We start from the raw sequence: 20,516 nt of genomic DNA, 5'->3' as shown, positions 1-20,516 counted from the left end.
ATGCGACCAGGAATATTAGGTATCCTATTATACGGCATACTTCTACTTCCACCAATAATAGGATTATTAGAGGGACAAATGATCTTGCATATGCTCGTCCAACTGCCGTTACTTATCTTCTCAGGCTGGTTATGTGGAGCAGCAATTCTGCGTAGGATGCCAAACTATCGAGCGAAGTGGAATGGAAATGGGATTCCAGGTATTCTAGTCATTGTATTTATAACTACTTATTGGATGCTCCCAAGGGCGATGGATGAATCACTTGTCTTTTGGCAGGTAGAACTATTTAAATTTATTGGGCTTCCGTTTGCTGGTCTTTGTCTGCGTGATAGCTGGCCAAAAATAAAGCTTGTTGGTAAAAGCTTTTTATTTTTAAATTACCTATCTATGTTTGCGCTAATGGCCTGGTTATATATCGATGCACCGGTCCAAATATGTAATAATTATGCTGCCCAGGAACAACAGCTGCTCGGCTGGGGATTTTTGTTCATTACAGCTACTATGATTATCTACTTGGTGCAAATGGTATTCACGGATCAATCAGAATCGACATAAAAATGAACAGAACCTCTTATATGCCAAAAACATATAGGGGTTTTTTTTTATTTACAGATTAACTGGCTGTAAGACCCCCGCTACAAGCGTTTTTGTTGATCACAAGAATGGTAAACGGGGGATCAACAGCCAGTAAAGGCCTGATTGGTTCAACTAACAATCAGTGGGGAAAGAGCGAAAACCCCCACTGATTGAAGTTTCACTTTACATGGACAAAAAATCATTTTTCTCAGTTCATGTTTAGTTATCATCGACAAATAGAAGATACTTTTTTCATTTCTGTTATGTGATGTGCATAATTTGAAGGAAATGTTACAGCGCGAATATCATAAACCCTTACGTACCAAGTGTTTGAAGGGATAATTAAATATGTAAAATTCATTATACCTATATGTGAAGTAATTCACAATGATTAATCATATTTTAATTGTGACAAAACTGTTTATAATATTGATTTATTAATATATACAACGTATTTAAACCAGCAAAATTCAAATGAATTTATGTCAAACTTTGTTCATTAATGAACAGTTTTTAGTGACCTGGGTCACATGTGGTGATTTTACAGCAAGCTATACTTGATTTAAAGATAAGGAGAAGCCATTCAATCCAGCAGATAACAGTAACGGGGAGTATTGATTGAGTGGTTTAAGCAACCAGGCTTATCTTAAAATAATTATGGAGTGTGAGTAAGATGAGAAAAATGACTTTTAGACTCATTATTGTTTTAAGTACGTTTATCCTATTGTTATCTGCATGTGGCGTAAAAACGGATGATGGTGCGAAGCAGGCATCAGCGGATTCTGAAAAAACAACAGAGACAGCCAATGCCGGTAGTAAAGCACCCGAAGTAATTAAACCCCACGAAGGATTAAATCAAGAACCGGTACCGATTGAAATCGAAAGAGATGGAACAGATGTTTATGTTAAAATGACAACCCAAATTACTGACATTGAAATTGAACCAGGTTATATGTACAAAGCTTGGACATTTAATGGGGAAGCGCCTGGACCATTAATTGTTATTGAAGAAGGCGACACCTTACATGTTGAATTGGATAATATGGACCCAGCCATTCCGCATAGCATCGACTTGCATGCTGTTCATACCAATCCAGCAACAGGCTTTGCAGATGTAGAACCAAATGAACATGGCGCATTTTCATTCCCTGCAAGCAGTCCTGGTGTATTCATGTATCACTGTGCGACAGACCCTGTATTATCTCATATTGCAAATGGCATGCACGGTGTAATTATTGTAAAACCAAAGGACGGCTTCCCAACAGACGATGAAGTGGATCAAGAATATGTTGTTATTCAAAATGAATGGTATAAATACAATGATTTAGATGATATGACAAATGGAGTACCTTCTCAGGTTGTGTTTTCTACTAAAGCATTGCATGAAGGTCAGCCAAACACGAACGGTACAACAACTGCTGTAAAGGATGAGCCCCTAAAAGCCAAAGTTGGTGATAAGGTTCGTATCTATATTAATAATGTCGGACCAAATGAAGTGAGCTCTTTCCATGTCATTGGCACCATTATGGAGGATGTCTATTTAGACGGTAATCCTGCCAACCATTATAAAGGAATGCAAACCGTTATGCTGCCAGCAAGTGGTGGAGCGGTTGTAGAATTTACCTTGAAGGAAGCGGGCACATATCCATTTGTTACACACCAGTTTAACCATGCTACCAAAGGAGCAACTGGTATCATTGAAGTAACAGAGTAACAGATAAGAACAGGAAAGTATAAGCATTTGTCACAATACGGCACCCCGATTGTTAGCTATATATTAACAATTAGGGTGCTTTTTTATTTTGAACCTATATTCGTGAACAGGATAAGTTGATCACGTTAAGCAAAACAATCGAATATTTGTTCGTTTTTTGTTAAAATAGTTTTATGTCTATGTTACAATAAATGAAGAAAAAGATCGGAGGCTAGACCAGTGGGAAATCAGTTTGAATTGGTATCACAATATGAACCACAAGGTGATCAACCTCATGCCATTGAAGAGCTTGTGGAAAAGATATTGGCGGGGCAGCACCATCAAACACTACTTGGTGCAACCGGTACAGGTAAGACATTTACAGTATCCAATGTGGTGAAAGAAATTAATCGTCCTACATTGGTTATTGCACATAATAAAACGTTGGCTGGTCAGCTGTATAGTGAGTTTAAGGAATACTTTCCGAACAATGCGGTAGAGTATTTCGTTAGTTATTATGATTATTATCAGCCAGAGGCGTATGTACCATCAACAGATACTTTCATCGAAAAGGATGCAAGTATTAATGATGAAATAGATAAACTCCGACATTCAGCTACTTCTTCTTTATTTGAAAGAAGAGATGTACTGATTGTTGCTAGTGTTTCTTGTATTTATGGGTTAGGTAATCCGGAAGAATATAAAAGCCAGGTACTTTCACTGCGGATGGGTATGGAAAAAGATCGCGATCAGCTGCTACGTGAGTTGGTTGACATCCAATATGCAAGAAATGATATCAATTTCCAACGTGGTACATTTCGGGTTCGTGGTGACTCGGTAGAAATTATTCCTGCCTCAAGAGAAGAGCATTGTGTTCGAGTCGAATTTTTTGGCGATGAAATTGATCGAATTCGTGAGGTCGATGCGTTGACAGGAGAAATTATCGGAGATCGTGAGCATATTGCTATTTTTCCAGCATCACACTTTGTCACACGCGAAGAAAAGATGAAGCTGGCGATTGCAAATATCGAAAAAGAATTGGAAGAACGACTGAAGGTGCTGCATGAAGAAAATAAATTATTGGAAGCACAGCGTTTGGAACAACGGACGAATTATGACTTAGAGATGATGCAAGAAATGGGTTTTTGCTCTGGTATTGAAAACTACTCCAGACATTTGACATTGCGGGAGGCAGGAGCAACACCATATACCTTATTGGATTATTTTCCAGATGATTTTCTTGTTGTCGTAGATGAGTCCCATGTAACGCTTCCGCAAATACGCGGCATGTTTAATGGGGACCAGGCCAGGAAACAAGTATTGGTAGATCATGGTTTTCGTTTGCCTTCTGCGATGGATAACCGTCCGTTACGATTTGAAGAATTTGAAAAAGCTACCAATCAATTGATTTATGTTTCAGCAACTCCCGGTCCATATGAGCTCGAGCATACGCCGGAAATGACGGAACAAATTATCCGACCGACAGGATTATTGGATCCAGAAATTGATGTCCGGCCAATTGAAGGTCAGATAGATGATTTAATTTCCGAAATTAATCAGCGTATCGACCGACAAGAACGGGTATTGGTTACTACACTAACCAAGAAAATGTCAGAGGATTTAACAGATTATTTGAAAGAGATTGGCATGAAGGTGGCATACCTTCATTCGGAAATCAAGACATTGGAACGAATTGAAATCATTCGTGATCTGCGTGTCGGTAAATATGATGTGTTGGTAGGTATTAACTTGTTACGTGAAGGATTGGATATACCAGAGGTTTCTTTGGTAGCAATTCTTGATGCGGATAAGGAAGGCTTCCTGCGCTCCGAACGTTCGTTAATTCAAACAATGGGACGAGCTGCTCGTAATGAGAATGGTCAAGTTATTATGTATGCAGACCGGATTACGAATTCAATGCAAATTGCGATAGATGAAACAACACGCCGACGTGAAATCCAAATGGCGTACAACAAAAAACATGGCATTACCCCTACAACGATTAAGAAAGAAGTTCGTGATGTGATACGAGCAACAATCGCTGCAGAGGATTCGGAAGCGTATGATAAAAAGTCACCAAGCATCAGCAAGATGACGAAAAAGGAAAGAGAAAAGTTAATTGGTCAAATGGAAAAAGAAATGCGACAGGCCGCCAAATCGCTTGATTTCGAAAAGGCAGCCGAGCTTCGCGATATTATATTTGAATTGAAGGCCGAGGCTTAATCTATTCAATTGGAAGGAAGACAATTTTCATGCCGAGTAAATCAATTTATATACAAGGTGCACGCGCACATAATTTGAAAAATATCAATGTCACGATTCCAAAAAATAAACTGGTTGTCGTAACTGGACTTTCAGGATCAGGAAAGTCATCACTCGCTTTTGACACCATTTATGCCGAGGGACAGCGTCGGTATGTAGAATCTCTCTCTGCATATGCTAGACAATTTCTGGGACAAATGGATAAGCCGGATGTTGATGCCATAGAGGGCTTATCACCTGCTATTTCGATTGACCAAAAAACAACGAGTAAAAACCCGCGGTCGACAGTTGGTACGGTAACTGAAATTTATGATTACCTACGCCTGCTTTATGCCCGGGTAGGAAGACCGACCTGTCCAAAACATGGTATTGAGATTAGTTCACAAACCGTACAGCAAATGGTTGACCGGATTATGGAATATCCAGAACGTACGCGGTTGCAAATCTTGGCACCAGTCGTGTCCGGTAAAAAAGGTGAACATGTACAGGTATTAGAAAAATTGAAAAAAGAAGGATATATCCGTTTGCGGATTGATCAGGAAATGCGTGAAATCTCGGAGGATATCCAATTAGAGAAAAACAAAAAGCATTCCATCGAAGTTGTCGTGGATCGGATCATCGTTAAGAAAGATGTAGAAGGTCGGCTGAGTGATTCCCTGGAAACAGCACTTTCCCTTGGTGAAGGTAGTGTCATTGTAGATGTGATGGAGCACGAAGAACTTTTGTTTAGTGAACATCACGCTTGTCCCATTTGTGGTTTTTCTATTGGGGAATTAGAACCAAGGTTATTTTCCTTTAACAGCCCATTCGGCGCTTGTCCATCCTGTGATGGTCTCGGAACAAATTTGGAAGTAGATGTGGACTTGGTTATTCCAGATTGGGATTTATCTTTAAACGATCATGCCATTGCCGCTTGGAAACCAATCAGCTCGCAGTACTATCCACAGCTTTTAAAAAGTGTCTGTGATCATTATGATATTAATATGGATATTCCCGTAAAAGATTTGTCGAAAAAACAGATGGATATTATTTTATATGGAAGTGGAAAAGACAAGATTCATTTTCATTATGTGAATGATTTTGGCAATGTAAGAGACAATCATGTTGTATTTGAAGGGGTTGTCCCAAATATTGGCAGACGGTACAAGGAAACGTCATCCGATTTTATTCGGGAAACACTGGAGCATTATATGGCCACTAAAAACTGTCCAACCTGTAAAGGTTACCGTTTGAAAAAAGAAGCCCTTGCCGTTCGCATCAATGGCCGACATATTAGTGAGGTAACAGACTACTCCATTTCAGTTGCAAAAAACTTTTTTGCGACATTGGAATTAACTGAAAAAGAGGCAAATATAGCCCGACTCATTTTAAAAGAAATATCGAATCGTTTGGCGTTTCTTGAAAATGTCGGCTTGGATTATTTAAATCTTTCCAGAGCATCTGGAACGTTGTCTGGCGGGGAAGCACAACGTATTCGACTAGCTACCCAAATTGGTTCAGCTTTAACAGGTGTATTGTATGTATTGGATGAACCATCTATTGGATTACATCAACGAGATAATGATCGTCTCATTGGTACTTTAAAGCAAATGCGAGATCTTGATAACACATTAATTGTGGTAGAACATGATGAAGATACCATGCTTGCTGCGGATTGGTTAATCGACATTGGACCAGGTGCTGGTGCACATGGTGGGGAAATCATCGCAGAAGGTACTCCAAAGCAAGTGATGAAGAATAAAAAGTCACTAACAGGAAATTATTTATCTGGGAAGCAGTTTATTCCATTACCAGTCGAACGTCGTAAGGCTGATGGACGTTTCATCGAAGTAATTGGAGCGGAAGAAAATAACTTGAAAAAGGTTACTGCTAAATTTCCAATTGGACTGATGACGGTTGTAACAGGAGTTTCGGGATCCGGAAAGAGTACACTTGTGAATGAGATTTTATACAAATCATTGGCCAAGCATTTGTATCGTGGTTCAAAAAACTTACCAGGCCGTCATAAAGAAATCAAAGGGCTGGAGCATATTGAAAAGGTGATTGATATCGATCAATCGCCGATTGGCAGAACTCCACGGTCTAACCCGGCAACATATACAGGTGTCTTTGATGACATTCGTGATGTATTTGCTCAAACCAATGAAGCGAAAATTCGTGGCTATAAAAAAGGGCGCTTTAGCTTTAACGTCAAAGGTGGGCGTTGTGAAGCATGTAGAGGGGATGGCATTCTCAAGATAGAAATGCATTTCCTACCGGATGTTTATGTACCGTGTGAGGTATGTCATGGGAAACGATATAACCGTGAAACGCTCGAGGTGAAATATAAAGGTAAAAACATTGCAGAAGTACTAGATATGAATATTGAAGAAGCTTTAGCTTTCTTTGCTAATATCCCAAAAATCAAGCGGAAGCTACAAACTATTTTTGATGTAGGGCTAGGATATATTAAGCTGGGACAACCAGCGACGACCCTGTCTGGTGGAGAAGCACAACGGGTGAAACTAGCCAGTGAGCTTCATAAACGTTCCAATGGGAAAACCTTCTATATTTTAGATGAGCCGACGACTGGTCTTCATGTAGATGATATTATGCGTCTGCTACAGGTACTGCAGCGTTTGGTCGATAATGGTGACTCTGTTTTAATTATTGAGCATAATTTGGATGTCATTAAAACAGCTGATCATATCATTGATCTTGGACCCGAGGGCGGTGATCGTGGTGGGCAAATTATTGCTTCCGGCACACCAGAGGAAATTACCAAGGTTAAGAAATCATATACAGGCCAGTACCTGAAACCCGTGCTTGAAAGAGACAAGGATAGAATGAAAGATGAATTAACCAAAAAAGAACTAAAAGCAACTCAATAAAAGAAGACTGCTGACTGGTGGGATTTTAATAGAATCTAAAAATCCTACCAGTTTTTTTTTGTAAATTCCGGTTATTCACCTACTTTATGCATCCAAACATTCAATACATATTTTTTGACGGAGACCATCCAATTCTGTAATGTAAAAGAGAAGAAACAGGGAGGATTAGAACATGAAACCGATAGAAATTTCAACTGTACAGGAAAAATTAGACAGCTTTTTGCATCAAGAGGTTTACATCCATTTGGAAACGACGAATGGTGCGTATGCAAGCCATTTGAATGAAAAAGCGTATAATGTTGGAGCGTATGCTCGAAATATAAAGGTGCAATTTTCACAAGCGAAAATAGTTGGCGATAAACAAGTACATCGTGTTGGGCTAAAACTCGACATGGGTTGGATTTATGCAGAAGGATTAACACATTGGGAAATGCTTGAAGATGGTAAGCTCTTGATGGCCGGACACGACCGAGAAGGAAGATTAATGGTCGCATTGCAAATTAGTGAAACACCATTTAACTATTGAAATGAAAGGACTGATTAACATATGGAAAAGCATGTTGTTGTTATTTATCCACATCCAGATGATGAATCGTTTGGTGCAGCAGGAACAATTTCAAAATTCCGCGAGCAAGGAGTACCCGTAACGTATCTATGCGGAACATTGGGAGAAATGGGAAGAAATATGGGCTCCCCGCCATTCGCAAATCGGGAAACATTACCGGAAATTCGCAAACAGGAATTAGAAGCAGCTTGTCAGGTGTTAGATATGGACTTAAAACTACTGGGGTTAAGGGATAAAACGATTGAATATGAGGATCGTAAAGAAATAGCTGTAAAACTAAAAGCTATTTTAGAAGATATAGAACCAAGCCTTGTTATTACACATTATCCTGGTCATGCAGTGCATCCGGATCATAATGCGCTTGGTGCTGCGGCGGTCCTGGCGGTGGAAATGATGGCAGCGGATAAGCGACCTGTACTTTGGACCCAAGCAATTACTAATACATTCGTACAAGATTTGGGCGAGCCGGATGTGGTGCAAGATATTACAGCTTACTTTGATCGTAAAATAGAAGCGATATTTTGCCATCGATCACAGGCAGGCGGCATGATCAGTAAATGGACAGAAAATGAAACAGATGAAGAGGCTGCCAAAGCATTGATGCGAGAGCGCTTTGGAACAGAAAGATTTTTTACGTGGACAGCAGACAGAGCCGCCGCTGTTGAATAATAAATAGTTGGATGAAACCTTTGGCTGTTTGAAACGTATACTAGCAAGGGAATAGATATTTATATTGTATCGTTATTCACAATTATGAATGGATTAGATTATACGATAAAAAGGTGGGACACCATATGAAACGATTACATCGATCTAGAGAGAACCGTATGATTGCTGGAGTTCTCGGTGGCATAGGGGAGCATTTAAACATTGATCCAACACTTGTACGACTCATCTTCGTGATTGCATTATTGTCCAGCTTTGGGATCCTTACATTCGTTTATATATTGGCTGTAATCATTATTCCGAGTGAAGGGGATGTGTACTAATGTTTACGCGTTGGATTCTTTCGCTCATATTGAATGCTGTTGCATTGCTTGCCGTATCCATGTTGTTCGAGTCCTTTCATTTGGAAAGCTTTGGAACGGCATTGTTGGCAAGCTTTATCCTGTCGATATTAAATGTCATCGTTAAGCCAATTCTAGTCATTTTAACCTTACCAATCACCATTCTTTCTCTTGGGTTATTTTTATTTGTTATCAATGCCATTACCTTAATGCTAACCCAAGGAATCATTGGTTCAAGCTTTGTGATAGATGGGTTTGGTACAGCAGTGATTGCAGCGATTGTTATCTCGATTTTAAATTTGCTGCTGAATCAATTGGTCAAAGATACTATCCGTTCATAGTAAATGATTCTTCCGCCTGCAGGATTTCCTGCAGGTTTTTTATTTGGAAACATGTTGTTGGGTAAAGAAAGGAAAGCTGAATCCGTCCATTTATTAAATTCATTCTGATTCCAACCTAGTGAATAAATATGCTACAATTAGTAGCAGTTAAGTGGTAAAGGAGGGAACCGGAATGCCAACTGTAAGAACGAAGGATTTATTGGATAATTTTAATTTAAAACTTATTGCTGGCGAAGAAGGATTACATCGGGAAATTACAACAAGTGATATCTCTCGACCGGGTATTGAAATGACTGGGTTTTTTCAATTTTATCCAAGTGAAAGATTGCAGTTAATTGGTCGTACAGAAATGGCTTATTTTTTGGAATTGGATGAGGATAAAAGAAGGGACCGTGTACGCCGATTATTTACAGATATCACACCGGGTATCGTGATTACTCGTGGAATGGACGTTCCGAATGAGATGATTGAAGCAGCAAATGATGCTGGCGTTCCGATTTTACAATCGCCACGTAAAACGACTCGAGTAATCAGTCGATTGACTAATTATTTGGAAATAAAATTTGCACCGTCCACAGCAATTCATGGTGTCCTAGTAGATGTATATGGTGTTGGAGTTCTAATTACTGGGCAAAGTGGTGTTGGAAAAAGCGAAACAGCTCTAGAGCTTGTGAAGCGCGGTCATCGCTTAGTGGCAGATGACAGTGTTGAAATTCGTCAGGAAGATTATGACACGCTTATTGGCAATTCCCCACCGCTTATCGAGCATTTATTAGAAATTCGCGGTGTTGGTATTATTAATATTATGACATTATTTGGGGCAGGTTCTGTGCTTAGCTCCAAAAAAATCTCATTCATCATTCATTTGGAAATTTGGGATAAAATGAAGCAATATGATCGTCTTGGGTTGGATGAGGATACATTAAAAATTATGGATGTACATATTCCGAAAGCAACTATTCCGGTACGACCGGGACGTAACCTAGCTGTCATTATCGAGGTAGCAGCAATGAATTTCCGCTTAAAGAAAATGGGTGTCAATGCAGCGGAAGAATTTTCCGAGCGCTTGTCTGAGATGATTGAACAGGAAAAAGAGGATATGGAATAGGAGTGTTGATATTTGAGTTGTTCTGCCGAAGAATTAAATAGAGTCTTTTTTCAAATTGGTAATGTTCCTATCTATTGGTATGGCGTTATCATTGCTACGGGTGCATTTTTAGGTCTTTACATCGCTACGAAAGAGTCTGATCGTTTAGGGATGAAAAAAGACTTAATGATTGATCTCGTTGTATTTGCAATTCCGATTTCTATTATTTTTGCTAGAATTTATTATGTGATTTTTGAATGGGATCGCTATAAAGATGGCCCATGGACTGATGTTTTTGCGATTTGGGAAGGCGGTATTGCCATCCATGGTGCTTTAATTGGGGCTGTATTAACAGCCATTATTTTTGCACGTGTTAAAAAAGTTTCCTTTTGGCAATTAGCAGATATTGCTGCTCCCAGTTTGATTTTGGGACAGGCTATCGGGCGTTGGGGTAATTTCATGAACCAGGAGGCACATGGTGGACCGATTTCCGAAGCGGCTTATCAAAACTTCCATCAATACTTACCAGATTTTATTATGAATCAAATGTGTATTGATGGTGTCATGTATTACCCGACATTTTTATATGAGTCATTTTGGAATTTACTCGTATTCATCTTTTTACTCGTGCTGAGAAGAAAAAATCCATTACGTGGCGAGGTATTCCTCAGCTATGTCATGACCTATTCGGTTGGACGTTTCTTTATCGAAGGCATGCGGACGGATAGTCTGTATATTCACGGTACGAATATCCGAATGGCTCAGTTCATTTCTATTTTGATTATTGTAGGCGCAGCTGCATTATTGATTTATCGCCGTAAAACGGGAACAGCTGAGAAACATTATGATGGTAAGAAGCTAAGCAGAAAGAAGAAATAAAGGAAGGAAAAGGCTCGAAAGGAATGGAAATATGAAGAACATACAAACCATTTTATTTGATTTGGATGGTACGCTGTTAAATACGAATGAATTGATTATCCAATCTTTTATGCATACCTTTAATCAATATGAGTTGGATTTTACTCGGGAACAGATTGTGGAATTTAATGGGCCGCCTTTGGTCGAAACCTTTGAAAAGATTGATCCGGATCAAGCACAGGAAATGATAAAGGTATATCGGGATTTTAACCATGCCGAACATGAAACATATGTTACTGCATTTCCCGGCGTCATGGAAACATTGGAAAAACTGCAGGCACTTGATGTAAAAGTTGGTATCGTAACAACGAAGCTTCGTTATGCGGTAAATCTGGGGATGAACATTACAGGCTTGGATCAATATTTCGATACAGTCATCACATTGGAGGACGTTACCCATGCTAAACCACACCCAGAGCCAGTGTTAAAAGCAATGGAAGAATTAGGTGGAATAGCAGAAACAACGTTAATGATTGGAGATAATGCGCAAGATATTGAGGCTGGACAGCATGCTGGTGTACAGACAGCAGGAGTTGCCTGGTCACAGCGTGGTGCTGCTTATTTGGAGCAATTCAATCCCACCTATATGCTGCAGACCATGACTGATTTACTTGGTCTAGTGGATCAAAAGTAACACGAACATAATTGTTAAATGAAGTGTAGGAGTGACAGCATGCGCAAGACGAGACGTTATCCAGTGAAAAATGCTAATTCGCTTTGGCAAATATATCAGACGGTTTCCTTTTGGAAGGTTACCAAAAATTTTATTGTTATTCAGTTTGCTCGTTACACTCCTTTTTTACGAATGAAAAATTGGCTTTACCGCAGCTTTTTGCGCATGGAAGTTGGGGAGCAGACAGCCTTTGCTTTAATGGTCATGCCGGACGTTATGTTTCCGGAAGAAATCAAGGTAGGAACAAATAGTATTATCGGTTATAATACAACCATTTTGGCGCATGAGTATTTAATAGAAGAATACCGAATTGGTCCTGTTGAAATTGGCGACCGTGTGATGATAGGTGCCAATTCCACCATTTTACCTGGAGTGGTCATTGGTGATGATGCGATTGTATCCGCCGGCACCCTCGTACATAAAGATGTACCAGCAGGTAGCTTTGTCGGTGGAAACCCCATGCAACTCATCTATTCGAAAGAGGAAATGGATCAAAGACACCTGTTGGATCAACAAGACATTACACCGGAAGAATAAGCTGATCCCATTCGACAAACTAGCTAAAATGTAAGAGAATAAATCGATGGGCTATTGGCCTTTTCATTGAAATAGTTGCTCGCGCTGTGATATGATTTAATTAAAGGATATACATTTGGACGGAGACATGGAGAAGCCGCTGAATAACGTATGCTATCGAAGCATGTGTTTGTTCTGCGGTTTTTTTATGTAACGCCTTCTCAAACATGATGTGTTTTTTGAATTGAAATCACGAAACGGAGAGTGGTACCAATGATGGAAACAAATGAAGCCAGAAGACAAAACGTGTTTAAACAAATGAAAAAAGGGCCTTTGGACATTCTTGTCATTGGCGGTGGTATTACTGGTTCGGGAATTGCATTAGATGCTGCGTCACGTGGGTTAAAGACAGCTGTCCTGGAAATGCAGGATTTTGCTGCTGGAACATCCAGTCGATCAACGAAGCTTGTACATGGAGGACTTCGATACTTGAAGCAATTGGAAGTAAAACTAGTAGCCGAGGTGGGGAAAGAACGTGCCATTGTATATGAAAATGGTCCGCACATCACCACACCAGAGTGGATGCTATTGCCTTTTTATAAAGGGGGCACTTTTGGACCGTATTCCACGAACGTAGGTTTACGTGTATACGATTTTTTAGCAGGAGTGAAGAAGAAGGAACGTCGTGAAATGTTAAGCCCAACAGAAGCATTAGCTAAAGAGCCATTGATAAAACAAGATGAACTGAAGGGTGCTGGATATTATGTCGAATATAAGACAGACGATGCACGCTTAACCATTGAAGTACTTAAAAAAGCTGTCAGCCTTGGTGCACTTGCCGCTAATTATGCAAAAGTAGTCGACTTCATTTATGATCAATCTGACCAAGTTGCAGGTGTAATGGTGGAAAATAGATTGAATGGGGAAACACATAAAATGTATGCCAAAAAAATTATTAATGCAGCAGGTCCATGGGTGGATGAGCTACGTGAAGTTGACGGGTCAAAGGAAGGGAAAACGCTGCATTTAACCAAGGGTGTTCATTTGGTCTTTTCACAGGATGTGTTTCCATTACGTCAAGCGATTTATTTCGATACCCCTGATGGACGTATGCTGTTTGCCATTCCACGTGACAATAAAACATATGTAGGTACCACGGATACGGATTACACAGGAGATATTAGTCATCCGGTGGCAACTGTCAAAGATCGTGATTATATATTGGATGCCATTCATTATATTTTTCCTTCCGTGAAGGTAGACGCTTCAGATGTGGAGTCAAGCTGGGCAGGGGTACGCCCACTTATATCAGATGGAGAAGGAAAGAATCCTGGTGAAATATCAAGAAAGGATGAAATATTCATTTCCGATTCTGGACTTATCTCCATGGCTGGGGGAAAACTGACGGGTTACAGAAAAATGGCACAAGAAGCAGTGGATGTCGTTGTTCAGCAGTTAAAGGAAGAAACAAATATTCTTTATTCTAAGTCGGAAACGGAACATATCCCTGTTGCTGGTGGCGATGTCGGTGGTTCGAAAGGATTTACAGCTTTTGTACAACAACAAATCAAGATTGGTGAGAGCCTTGGTCTGGAAACAACCATCGCGGAAAAATTGGTGAAACGTTATGGATCAGAGGTTATCGAGCTCTTCCGATTGTATCAGGATAAGAAATCTGAAGCGGAGGCAGAAGGCATTGACCCAGTTGTATTAGCGGAGTTAAGCTATAGTATGGCATATGAATTTGTTCAAAAACCAGTGGACTTTTTTATTCGTCGAACTGGAGCCTTATTTTTTGACATTGATTGGGTGAAAAAACACCAGGAACCAGTTATACGCTATATGTCAAAAAAATTTAGCTGGAAACAATACGTTACGGATGCATATCAAAAAGAGCTTACCAAGCTATTAAAAGAAGCGCAATTCCAGTAAAAAAAGGTATCATTAAGATATTTTAAAATAAATACGCGGGAAAGCATGCTATTTTTATCAATTCGTATTATAATGGACAAAGTGATACCCACCGTTTTAGTATAAAAACTTGAAGCGGTGGGAAATCGTTATGCCATGAACTAAAACGGAGGATCATCATGCAGGGTTCAAATAGAGGTTTCAACAGGAAAAAACAACAGCATACAATCATTCCATTTATTCCTGATGGTGATTTTTATTTTACAAAGGGTGTAGAGGCATTTCAAAAGCACAAGTTTGAGTTGGCTTTGAAATGGTTGAAAAAGGCAGTTGAAATTGCTCCCGAAAATCCATTGTACTTATGTCAAATATCCATCATCTATACGGAAATTGGTTCCTTTCATAAAGCCAATCAATTATTAACCACCGCGCTTCAGTCTAGTGGTAACCAATATACAGACTGTTATTATTTGCTGGCAAATAATTATGCACATTTAGGTTTACTACAGGATGCGAAAAAATATGCATCCTCGTACTTAGAGCGAGAACCAGATGGCGACTTTCATGAAGAAGCGCAAGAGCTGCTGGATTATATCTCCTTTGATGAGGAAGACATGGAGACGGAATGGGAAATGGATGATGAGGATGAACTTCTCATTTACCAGGAAACCGTATTTTATTATATGGAAAATATGGAATGGGAAAAGGCACTTATTTTATTAGAGGAAATGCTCACACTATTTCCTGAGCATAAAACAACGAAACATGATTTAGCGTACGCGATGTTTTTCTCTGGTGAACAACAAGCAGCATTGGAAATGGAGTTGAAACTGCTTGCTGATAATCCAGATTCTTTATACAGCCATGTGAACTTAGCAATCTTTTACTATGAGCTTGGACAAATGTCTGCTTGTGAATTGCATATTCATACCTTAAGGAACGTATATCCATTGCATGAACAACAAAAGCTAAACATAGCAGTAGCTTTAGCGAGAACCGGAAACTTTCAGGAAGCAAATGCACGATTTAATCTCCTGAGAAAAGGCTCGATGCGTGGACATGCTTCGTATTACCGATGGTCCAGTAAAGCATTATACCGCGTTGGTGAACTTGGAAAATCATTGGCAATTTGGGAGGAAGGGTGTAGAAGACATCCCCAGTTATCTGCAGAAGAAGGACCTTGGGATAGCTGAGCAGATAATTAGACGGATATCAAATATTTTTATACGATTGATAAGGGTAATAAATAATCCAATGTTGGATGAAGACGTTACAATGATTGTAGACAATAGAGAAATCAATAAGAAAAAGGGGCGATTAATATGTCCGAAGAAAAAATTTACGATGTCATTATTGCAGGTGCTGGCCCAGCAGGCATGACCGCTGCTGTTTATGCCTCACGCGCAAATTTGGATACGTTGATGTTAGAAAGAGGTATTCCGGGTGGGCAAATGGCCAATACGGAGGATGTTGAAAACTATCCAGGATACGATCATATTCTTGGACCTGAACTATCTACTAAAATGTTCGATCATGCTCAGAAGTTTGGAGCGGAGTATGCTTATGGCGATATTAAAAGTGTAGAAGATCACGGTGATTTTAAAACCGTTTTTGCAGGTACAAAGGAATACAAAACAAGAACACTTATTATTGCAACTGGTGCACAGTACAAAAAATTGGGTATCGAAGGTGAAGAAGAACTTGCCGGCCGTGGTGTTTCATACTGCGCCGTATGTGATGGTGCGTTCTTTAAGGATAAAGAGCTCGTCGTAATTGGTGGCGGAGACTCTGCAGTTGAGGAAGGAATTTATTTAACACGTTTTGCAAGTAAAGTTACCATTATCCACCGTCGTGATGAATTACGTGCACAAAAAATCATTCAGGAACGTGCTTTTGACAATGAAAAGATTGACTTTGTTTGGAATACAGTTGTAGAAACAATTAATGGTCCAGATGGTAAGGTTTCCAGTGTGACACTAAAGAATACAAAAACAGGTGAGGAAACCGAATTTACAGCAAACGGTGTCTTCGTTTATATTGGAATGGTACCGCTAAGCGCACCTTTCCAATCCCTGGGTATTACCAATGAAGATGGATATATCCCAACAAATGAAAACATGGAGACTAAAGTTCCAGGGGTATTTGCTGCTGGAGATATCCGTGAAAAATCACTTCGACAAATTGTGACAGCGACAGGCGATGGCAGTATTGCAGCCGAAACTGCGCAAGCATATATTGAAGAACTAACAAGCAAGTTAAAAGCAGCAAATTCCTAAGCAGGAAAAATTCTTCTAAAGTAATTGCATCTTAACGTTGCTGTAACACGGAGGAAACATTTATGGGGTACAATGTATTTAACTAATTGACCCCCTTTTTAATAGATAGATTAGTTGATGGCACGGGCATGTATTGCTCGTGCATTTTTTTGTCCTTAAACGCTTGCTCGACAGGTTTCGCATTTTTTCCCATTACGATAAATGATTTATAAATGCGGATGGTACATTCGTAAGGAAATCCGTACAAGGAAAATTCCTTCAGATTCTATTTCCAATGGTATACGTTCGTTTCCTTGAAAAGTAAACCATATGCTTGTTGCTTTAATTTCTTTCATTGTATAATGAAGAGGAAGAGATGATATCATGACGATTTCTCCGATAGAAAGTGGTGAGAGATGCATGCAACGGGTAACAAACTGCATATTAATAAATAACGGCTCCATACTTCTATTAAAAAAACCGAGACGAGGCTGGTACGCAATCCCCGGTGGAAAGATGGAACAAGGGGAACTCGTGAAAGAAGCAGTCTTACGTGAATACTCGGAGGAGACGGGTTTACGTCTTGTCGAACCACAGCTATGCGGGATATTTACCTTTTCAATATATGAAGCAGATAAACTAATTCGAGAATGGATGATGTTTACGTTTCGTGCTACATCTTATGAAGGTGAGTTAATCCATGCATGTCCAGAGGGAGATTTAGAATGGGTTCCAATTGACAGCATTCCATCTTTACCAATGGCTGAAGGAGACCGTAGTATTTTTGAACATGTGCTACAGTCAGAACAAATCTTATATGGGAACTTTTCTTATACAACAGATGATAAACTGCTAGCAAGTAAATTGGATCCAGCTGGTAATTAATTCTTATCCCACATTACACATGCTATGGATTTGGAAAGGGGAAGTAATTTTGGCGGATAAAGAAAATGCTATTGAAACAAAATTAGTTATTATAACAGGTATGTCAGGAGCTGGTAAAACAGTTGCTGTTCAAAGCTTTGAGGATTTAGGGTATTATTGTGTGGATAATTTACCACCGACATTATTGCCTATTTTCCTTGAACTGATGAAAGACCGCACGAATAACATCGACAAAGTTGCCCTTGTTATGGACCTGCGGGGGCGTGAATTCTTTGATTCCTTATTTGAATCATTGGATGTGCTTGGTGATGAAGATTGGTTGGAAGAACATATTTTATTCCTGGATGCCAAGGATGAACAGTTAGTTAGTCGCTATAAAGAAACACGTCGTTCCCATCCATTGGCAGTAGGTGATTTGCCATTAAAAGGAATAAAGATGGAGCGGAAAATACTCGATGAATTACGTGGGCGGGCACAACGGATAATCGATACAACAAACTTAAAACCAAAAGAGCTCCGCGAGAAGATTATTGATGCGTATACAGAGGATACACAGGAGATTTTCTCGGTTAATATGCTTTCCTTTGGTTTTAAATATGGCATCCCGATTGATGCAGATCTTGTTTTTGATGTACGGTTTTTGCCTAATCCACATTATGTGGCACACTTACAGCCATTAACAGGATTGAATCCAGACGTATCTTCCTACGTATTTAAATGGTCTGATACGCAAAAGTTTAACGAAAAGGTACTTGATTTACTGGAGTTTATGCTTCCGCAATATAAGAAAGAGGGTAAATCACAGCTTGTGGTTGCCATTGGATGTACAGGTGGCCAGCATCGCTCTGTTGCATTGGCAGAGTATTTTGCTAAACAGTTGTCTGGAAACTATATTACCCATGTAAGTCACCGTGACATCGACAAGAGGAAGGGGCATTAATATGGGAATTCAAGAACCCCGTGTCGTTGTAATTGGTGGTGGAACCGGGATGCCAGTATTGCTGCGAGGACTAAAGGATCTTCCGATTGAACTAACCGCATTGGTAACGGTAGCCGATGATGGTGGGAGTACGGGACGATTGCGGGATGAAATGTCTATCCCCGCACCAGGTGATATTCGTAATGTGATTGCGGCATTATCTGATGTAGAACCAATGTTGATTGAATTATTCCAGCATCGTTTTGCTATTGATAATGGTTTGTCCGGTCATTCGATGGGCAACCTGCTGTTGGCTGCAATGACTTCTATCACCGGTGATTTTTATACTGGTGTGAAAGAAATTTCCCGTGTATTAAATGTAAGAGGAAAGATATATCCAATTTCCAATGAAAGTCTATCACTACATGCTGAAATGGATGATGGTGAAATTGTATCGGGTGAATCCAATATTCCACTATCACATAAGCATATTAAACGGGTCTTCCTAAGTCCGCAACCAGTACAACCCTTTCCAAATGCAATTCGTGCAATAGAAGAAGCGGATCTGATTGTCATATCTCCAGGTAGTCTCTATACAAGCATTATGCCTAATCTAATTATTCCACATATTGCTGACGCCATTAAGGCAGCTAAGTCCAAAGTTGTTTATGTCTGCAACGTCATGACCCAAGAAGGGGAAACGACTGGTTATACTGCTGCTGATCATATTCAAGCTATCTTTGATCATATTGGGAAGGATTCGGTCGATGCAATTGTCGTGCATAATGAACCAATCAAGCAATCGATTCGTGCGATATATGCTGAAGAGAATGCAGAGCCGGTGGAATATGATACCATTCGACTGATTGACATGGGGCTGGAAATAATTGAGGGAGATATAATTGACCATGGACGTAAAACACTGCGACACGATACAAATAAAATTGCGAATTTATTATTTTCCATGGTGCAATAAAGTGAAGAAGTAAAGTGGTAAAGGAGGGAAAAACATGTCCTTTGCTTCAGAAATAAAAAAAGAATTAACTGGAATAGAAACAGATGACTGTTGTATAAAGGCAGAATTAGCTGCCTTGGTTCGAATGAATGGCACCATTTCTTTGGCACAACAAGATTATATGCTCGATGTTCAGACTGAAAATGCTGCAATAGCAAGGCGTATTTATACGCTAATAAAATCTGCATATGATTTCCCGGTTGAATTACTTGTCCGAAGAAAAATGAAGTTAAAAAAAAATAATGTATATATCGTTCGAATGAAAAAGTTTGCAGCCAAAATGTTAGCAGATTTAGATATTCTACAAGAAAATTATACTTTTGTACGAAATGTTTCGGAGCAATACGTTGAAGATGATTGCTGTCGCCAAGCTTATTTAAGAGGTGCTTTTTTAGCTGGTGGATCAATTAATAATCCGGAAACATCTTCCTATCATTTGGAGATTTTTAATGTGCATGAGGAGCATACGAAGGCACTTTGTGATGTATTGAATCGATATGATCTTCGGGCGCGCATGCTAGAAAGACGGAATGGGTATATTGTTTATATTAAAGAAGCTGAAAAAATTACTGATTTTCTCAGTATCATTGGTGCACATAATGCATTGTTTAAATTTGAGGATGTTCGGATTGTACGTGATATGAGAAATTCTGTTAATCGTTTGGTGAATTGCGAAACAGCAAATTTAAATAAAACAATAGGTGCAGCTTTTCGTCAAATTGAAAATATTGAACTGATAGAAGAAACGGTTGGTCTTGATGCACTGCCCGAGAAACTTCGTGAAATGGCATTGCTGAGAAAAGCACATCAGGATGTTAGCTTAAAAGAGCTGGGAGAGCTGGTATCCGGTGGTAAAATTTCTAAATCAGGCGTAAATCATCGATTGAAAAAAATAGATGATTTCGCTGATAAAATTCGGCAAGGAGACTTGCAGTTTAAATAAAATAATTGTATGTTGGTTTTAACAACAAATGCGAATACTTCCGTTCTATAGCAATATAGAATGGGTTTTTTAGTATAAAT

The 20,516-nt window shown here is 39.4% G+C and carries 20 protein-coding genes; 19 read left to right on the top strand and 1 reads right to left on the bottom strand.

Annotated elements, in window-relative coordinates; genetic code table 11:
• The 15 genes from DX933_RS08615 to trxB all read left to right on the top strand — a co-directional run bounded on the left by DX933_RS08615 (position 1) and on the right by trxB (position 16,695).
• Entirely contained in the window at positions 1–555 is a 555-nt protein-coding gene (locus DX933_RS08615; protein WP_123316035.1) for a hypothetical protein, read from the top strand.
• Between the two features lie 703 nt (positions 556–1,258).
• Positions 1,259–2,290: a multicopper oxidase domain-containing protein gene (locus tag DX933_RS08610; RefSeq protein ID WP_123316310.1), complete on the top strand. Its 1,032-nt coding sequence runs from the start codon at positions 1,259–1,261 to the stop codon at positions 2,288–2,290.
• Between the two features lie 219 nt (positions 2,291–2,509).
• Positions 2,510–4,492 (top strand): excinuclease ABC subunit UvrB, encoded by a 1,983-nt coding sequence (uvrB, locus tag DX933_RS08605; protein WP_123316034.1) that lies wholly within the window; start codon positions 2,510–2,512, stop codon positions 4,490–4,492.
• 29 nt (positions 4,493–4,521) lie between these two features.
• Positions 4,522–7,401: an excinuclease ABC subunit UvrA gene (gene uvrA, locus DX933_RS08600; protein WP_123316033.1), complete on the top strand. Its 2,880-nt coding sequence runs from the start codon at positions 4,522–4,524 to the stop codon at positions 7,399–7,401.
• Positions 7,402–7,573: 172 nt separating this feature from the next.
• Complete coding sequence (locus DX933_RS08595; protein ID WP_123316032.1) at positions 7,574–7,927, top strand: YojF family protein; 354 nt, start codon at positions 7,574–7,576, stop codon at positions 7,925–7,927.
• A gap of 21 nt (positions 7,928–7,948) precedes the next feature.
• A complete protein-coding gene (gene bshB2 / locus DX933_RS08590) occupies positions 7,949–8,635 on the top strand; it encodes a bacillithiol biosynthesis deacetylase BshB2 (protein ID WP_123316031.1) in 687 nt (228 codons plus the stop codon).
• A 125-nt stretch (positions 8,636–8,760) separates the two neighbouring features.
• Entirely contained in the window at positions 8,761–8,955 is a 195-nt protein-coding gene (locus DX933_RS08585) for a PspC domain-containing protein (RefSeq protein ID WP_123316030.1), read from the top strand.
• Complete coding sequence (locus tag DX933_RS08580; protein ID WP_123316029.1) at positions 8,955–9,314, top strand: phage holin family protein; 360 nt, start codon at positions 8,955–8,957, stop codon at positions 9,312–9,314. The genes DX933_RS08585 and DX933_RS08580 overlap by 1 nt, the downstream gene beginning before the upstream one ends.
• Before the next feature lie 172 nt (positions 9,315–9,486).
• Positions 9,487–10,422, top strand: a complete 936-nt coding sequence (gene hprK / locus DX933_RS08575) for an HPr(Ser) kinase/phosphatase (protein ID WP_123316028.1) — start codon at positions 9,487–9,489, stop codon at positions 10,420–10,422.
• A 12-nt stretch (positions 10,423–10,434) separates the two neighbouring features.
• Positions 10,435–11,280, top strand: a complete 846-nt coding sequence (gene lgt / locus DX933_RS08570; RefSeq protein WP_123316027.1) for a prolipoprotein diacylglyceryl transferase — start codon at positions 10,435–10,437, stop codon at positions 11,278–11,280.
• A gap of 31 nt (positions 11,281–11,311) precedes the next feature.
• The gene (gene ppaX, locus DX933_RS08565; protein ID WP_123316026.1) at positions 11,312–11,953 is read left to right on the top strand and encodes a pyrophosphatase PpaX; all 642 of its coding nucleotides are present in this window, start codon (positions 11,312–11,314) and stop codon (positions 11,951–11,953) included.
• A gap of 39 nt (positions 11,954–11,992) precedes the next feature.
• Positions 11,993–12,529 (top strand): acyltransferase, encoded by a 537-nt coding sequence (locus DX933_RS08560; protein WP_123316025.1) that lies wholly within the window; start codon positions 11,993–11,995, stop codon positions 12,527–12,529.
• A gap of 252 nt (positions 12,530–12,781) precedes the next feature.
• On the top strand, positions 12,782–14,440 hold the full coding sequence (locus DX933_RS08555; RefSeq protein WP_397316219.1) for a glycerol-3-phosphate dehydrogenase/oxidase: 1,659 nt from the start codon (positions 12,782–12,784) through the stop codon (positions 14,438–14,440).
• 158 nt (positions 14,441–14,598) lie between these two features.
• Positions 14,599–15,612 (top strand): tetratricopeptide repeat protein, encoded by a 1,014-nt coding sequence (locus DX933_RS08550; RefSeq protein WP_123316024.1) that lies wholly within the window; start codon positions 14,599–14,601, stop codon positions 15,610–15,612.
• Between the two features lie 129 nt (positions 15,613–15,741).
• Positions 15,742–16,695 (top strand): thioredoxin-disulfide reductase, encoded by a 954-nt coding sequence (gene trxB, locus DX933_RS08545; protein WP_123316023.1) that lies wholly within the window; start codon positions 15,742–15,744, stop codon positions 16,693–16,695.
• Positions 16,696–16,901: 206 nt separating this feature from the next.
• Here the strand turns inward: trxB and DX933_RS18425 are convergent, their stop codons facing one another.
• Complete coding sequence (locus tag DX933_RS18425) at positions 16,902–17,060, bottom strand: hypothetical protein (RefSeq protein ID WP_190279465.1); 159 nt, start codon at positions 17,058–17,060, stop codon at positions 16,902–16,904.
• Between the two features lie 34 nt (positions 17,061–17,094).
• On the opposite strand from DX933_RS18425, the gene DX933_RS08540 reads away from it, so the two are divergent.
• From DX933_RS08540 to whiA, 4 genes are read left to right on the top strand one after another with little or no spacing between them, the layout of a single operon-like run.
• On the top strand, positions 17,095–17,559 hold the full coding sequence (locus DX933_RS08540; RefSeq protein ID WP_123316308.1) for an NUDIX hydrolase: 465 nt from the start codon (positions 17,095–17,097) through the stop codon (positions 17,557–17,559).
• Positions 17,560–17,608: 49 nt separating this feature from the next.
• Positions 17,609–18,499, top strand: a complete 891-nt coding sequence (rapZ, locus tag DX933_RS08535; protein WP_397316216.1) for an RNase adapter RapZ — start codon at positions 17,609–17,611, stop codon at positions 18,497–18,499.
• 1 nt (position 18,500) lies between these two features.
• Positions 18,501–19,454 carry a gluconeogenesis factor YvcK family protein gene (locus DX933_RS08530; protein ID WP_123316021.1) on the top strand — a complete coding sequence of 318 codons (954 nt, stop codon included), beginning with the start codon at positions 18,501–18,503 and terminating at the stop codon, positions 19,452–19,454.
• 34 nt (positions 19,455–19,488) lie between these two features.
• The gene (whiA, locus tag DX933_RS08525) at positions 19,489–20,436 is read left to right on the top strand and encodes a DNA-binding protein WhiA (RefSeq protein ID WP_123316020.1); all 948 of its coding nucleotides are present in this window, start codon (positions 19,489–19,491) and stop codon (positions 20,434–20,436) included.
• Positions 20,437–20,516: the final 80 nt, after the last annotated feature.

Source organism: Ornithinibacillus gellani (genome assembly GCF_003730295.1).
Taxonomy (GTDB): domain Bacteria; phylum Bacillota; class Bacilli; order Bacillales; family Amphibacillaceae; genus Ornithinibacillus_A; species Ornithinibacillus_A gellani.
Note: the sequence above shows the minus strand (reverse complement) of the source record. Positions and strands in the feature narration are given on the sequence as shown.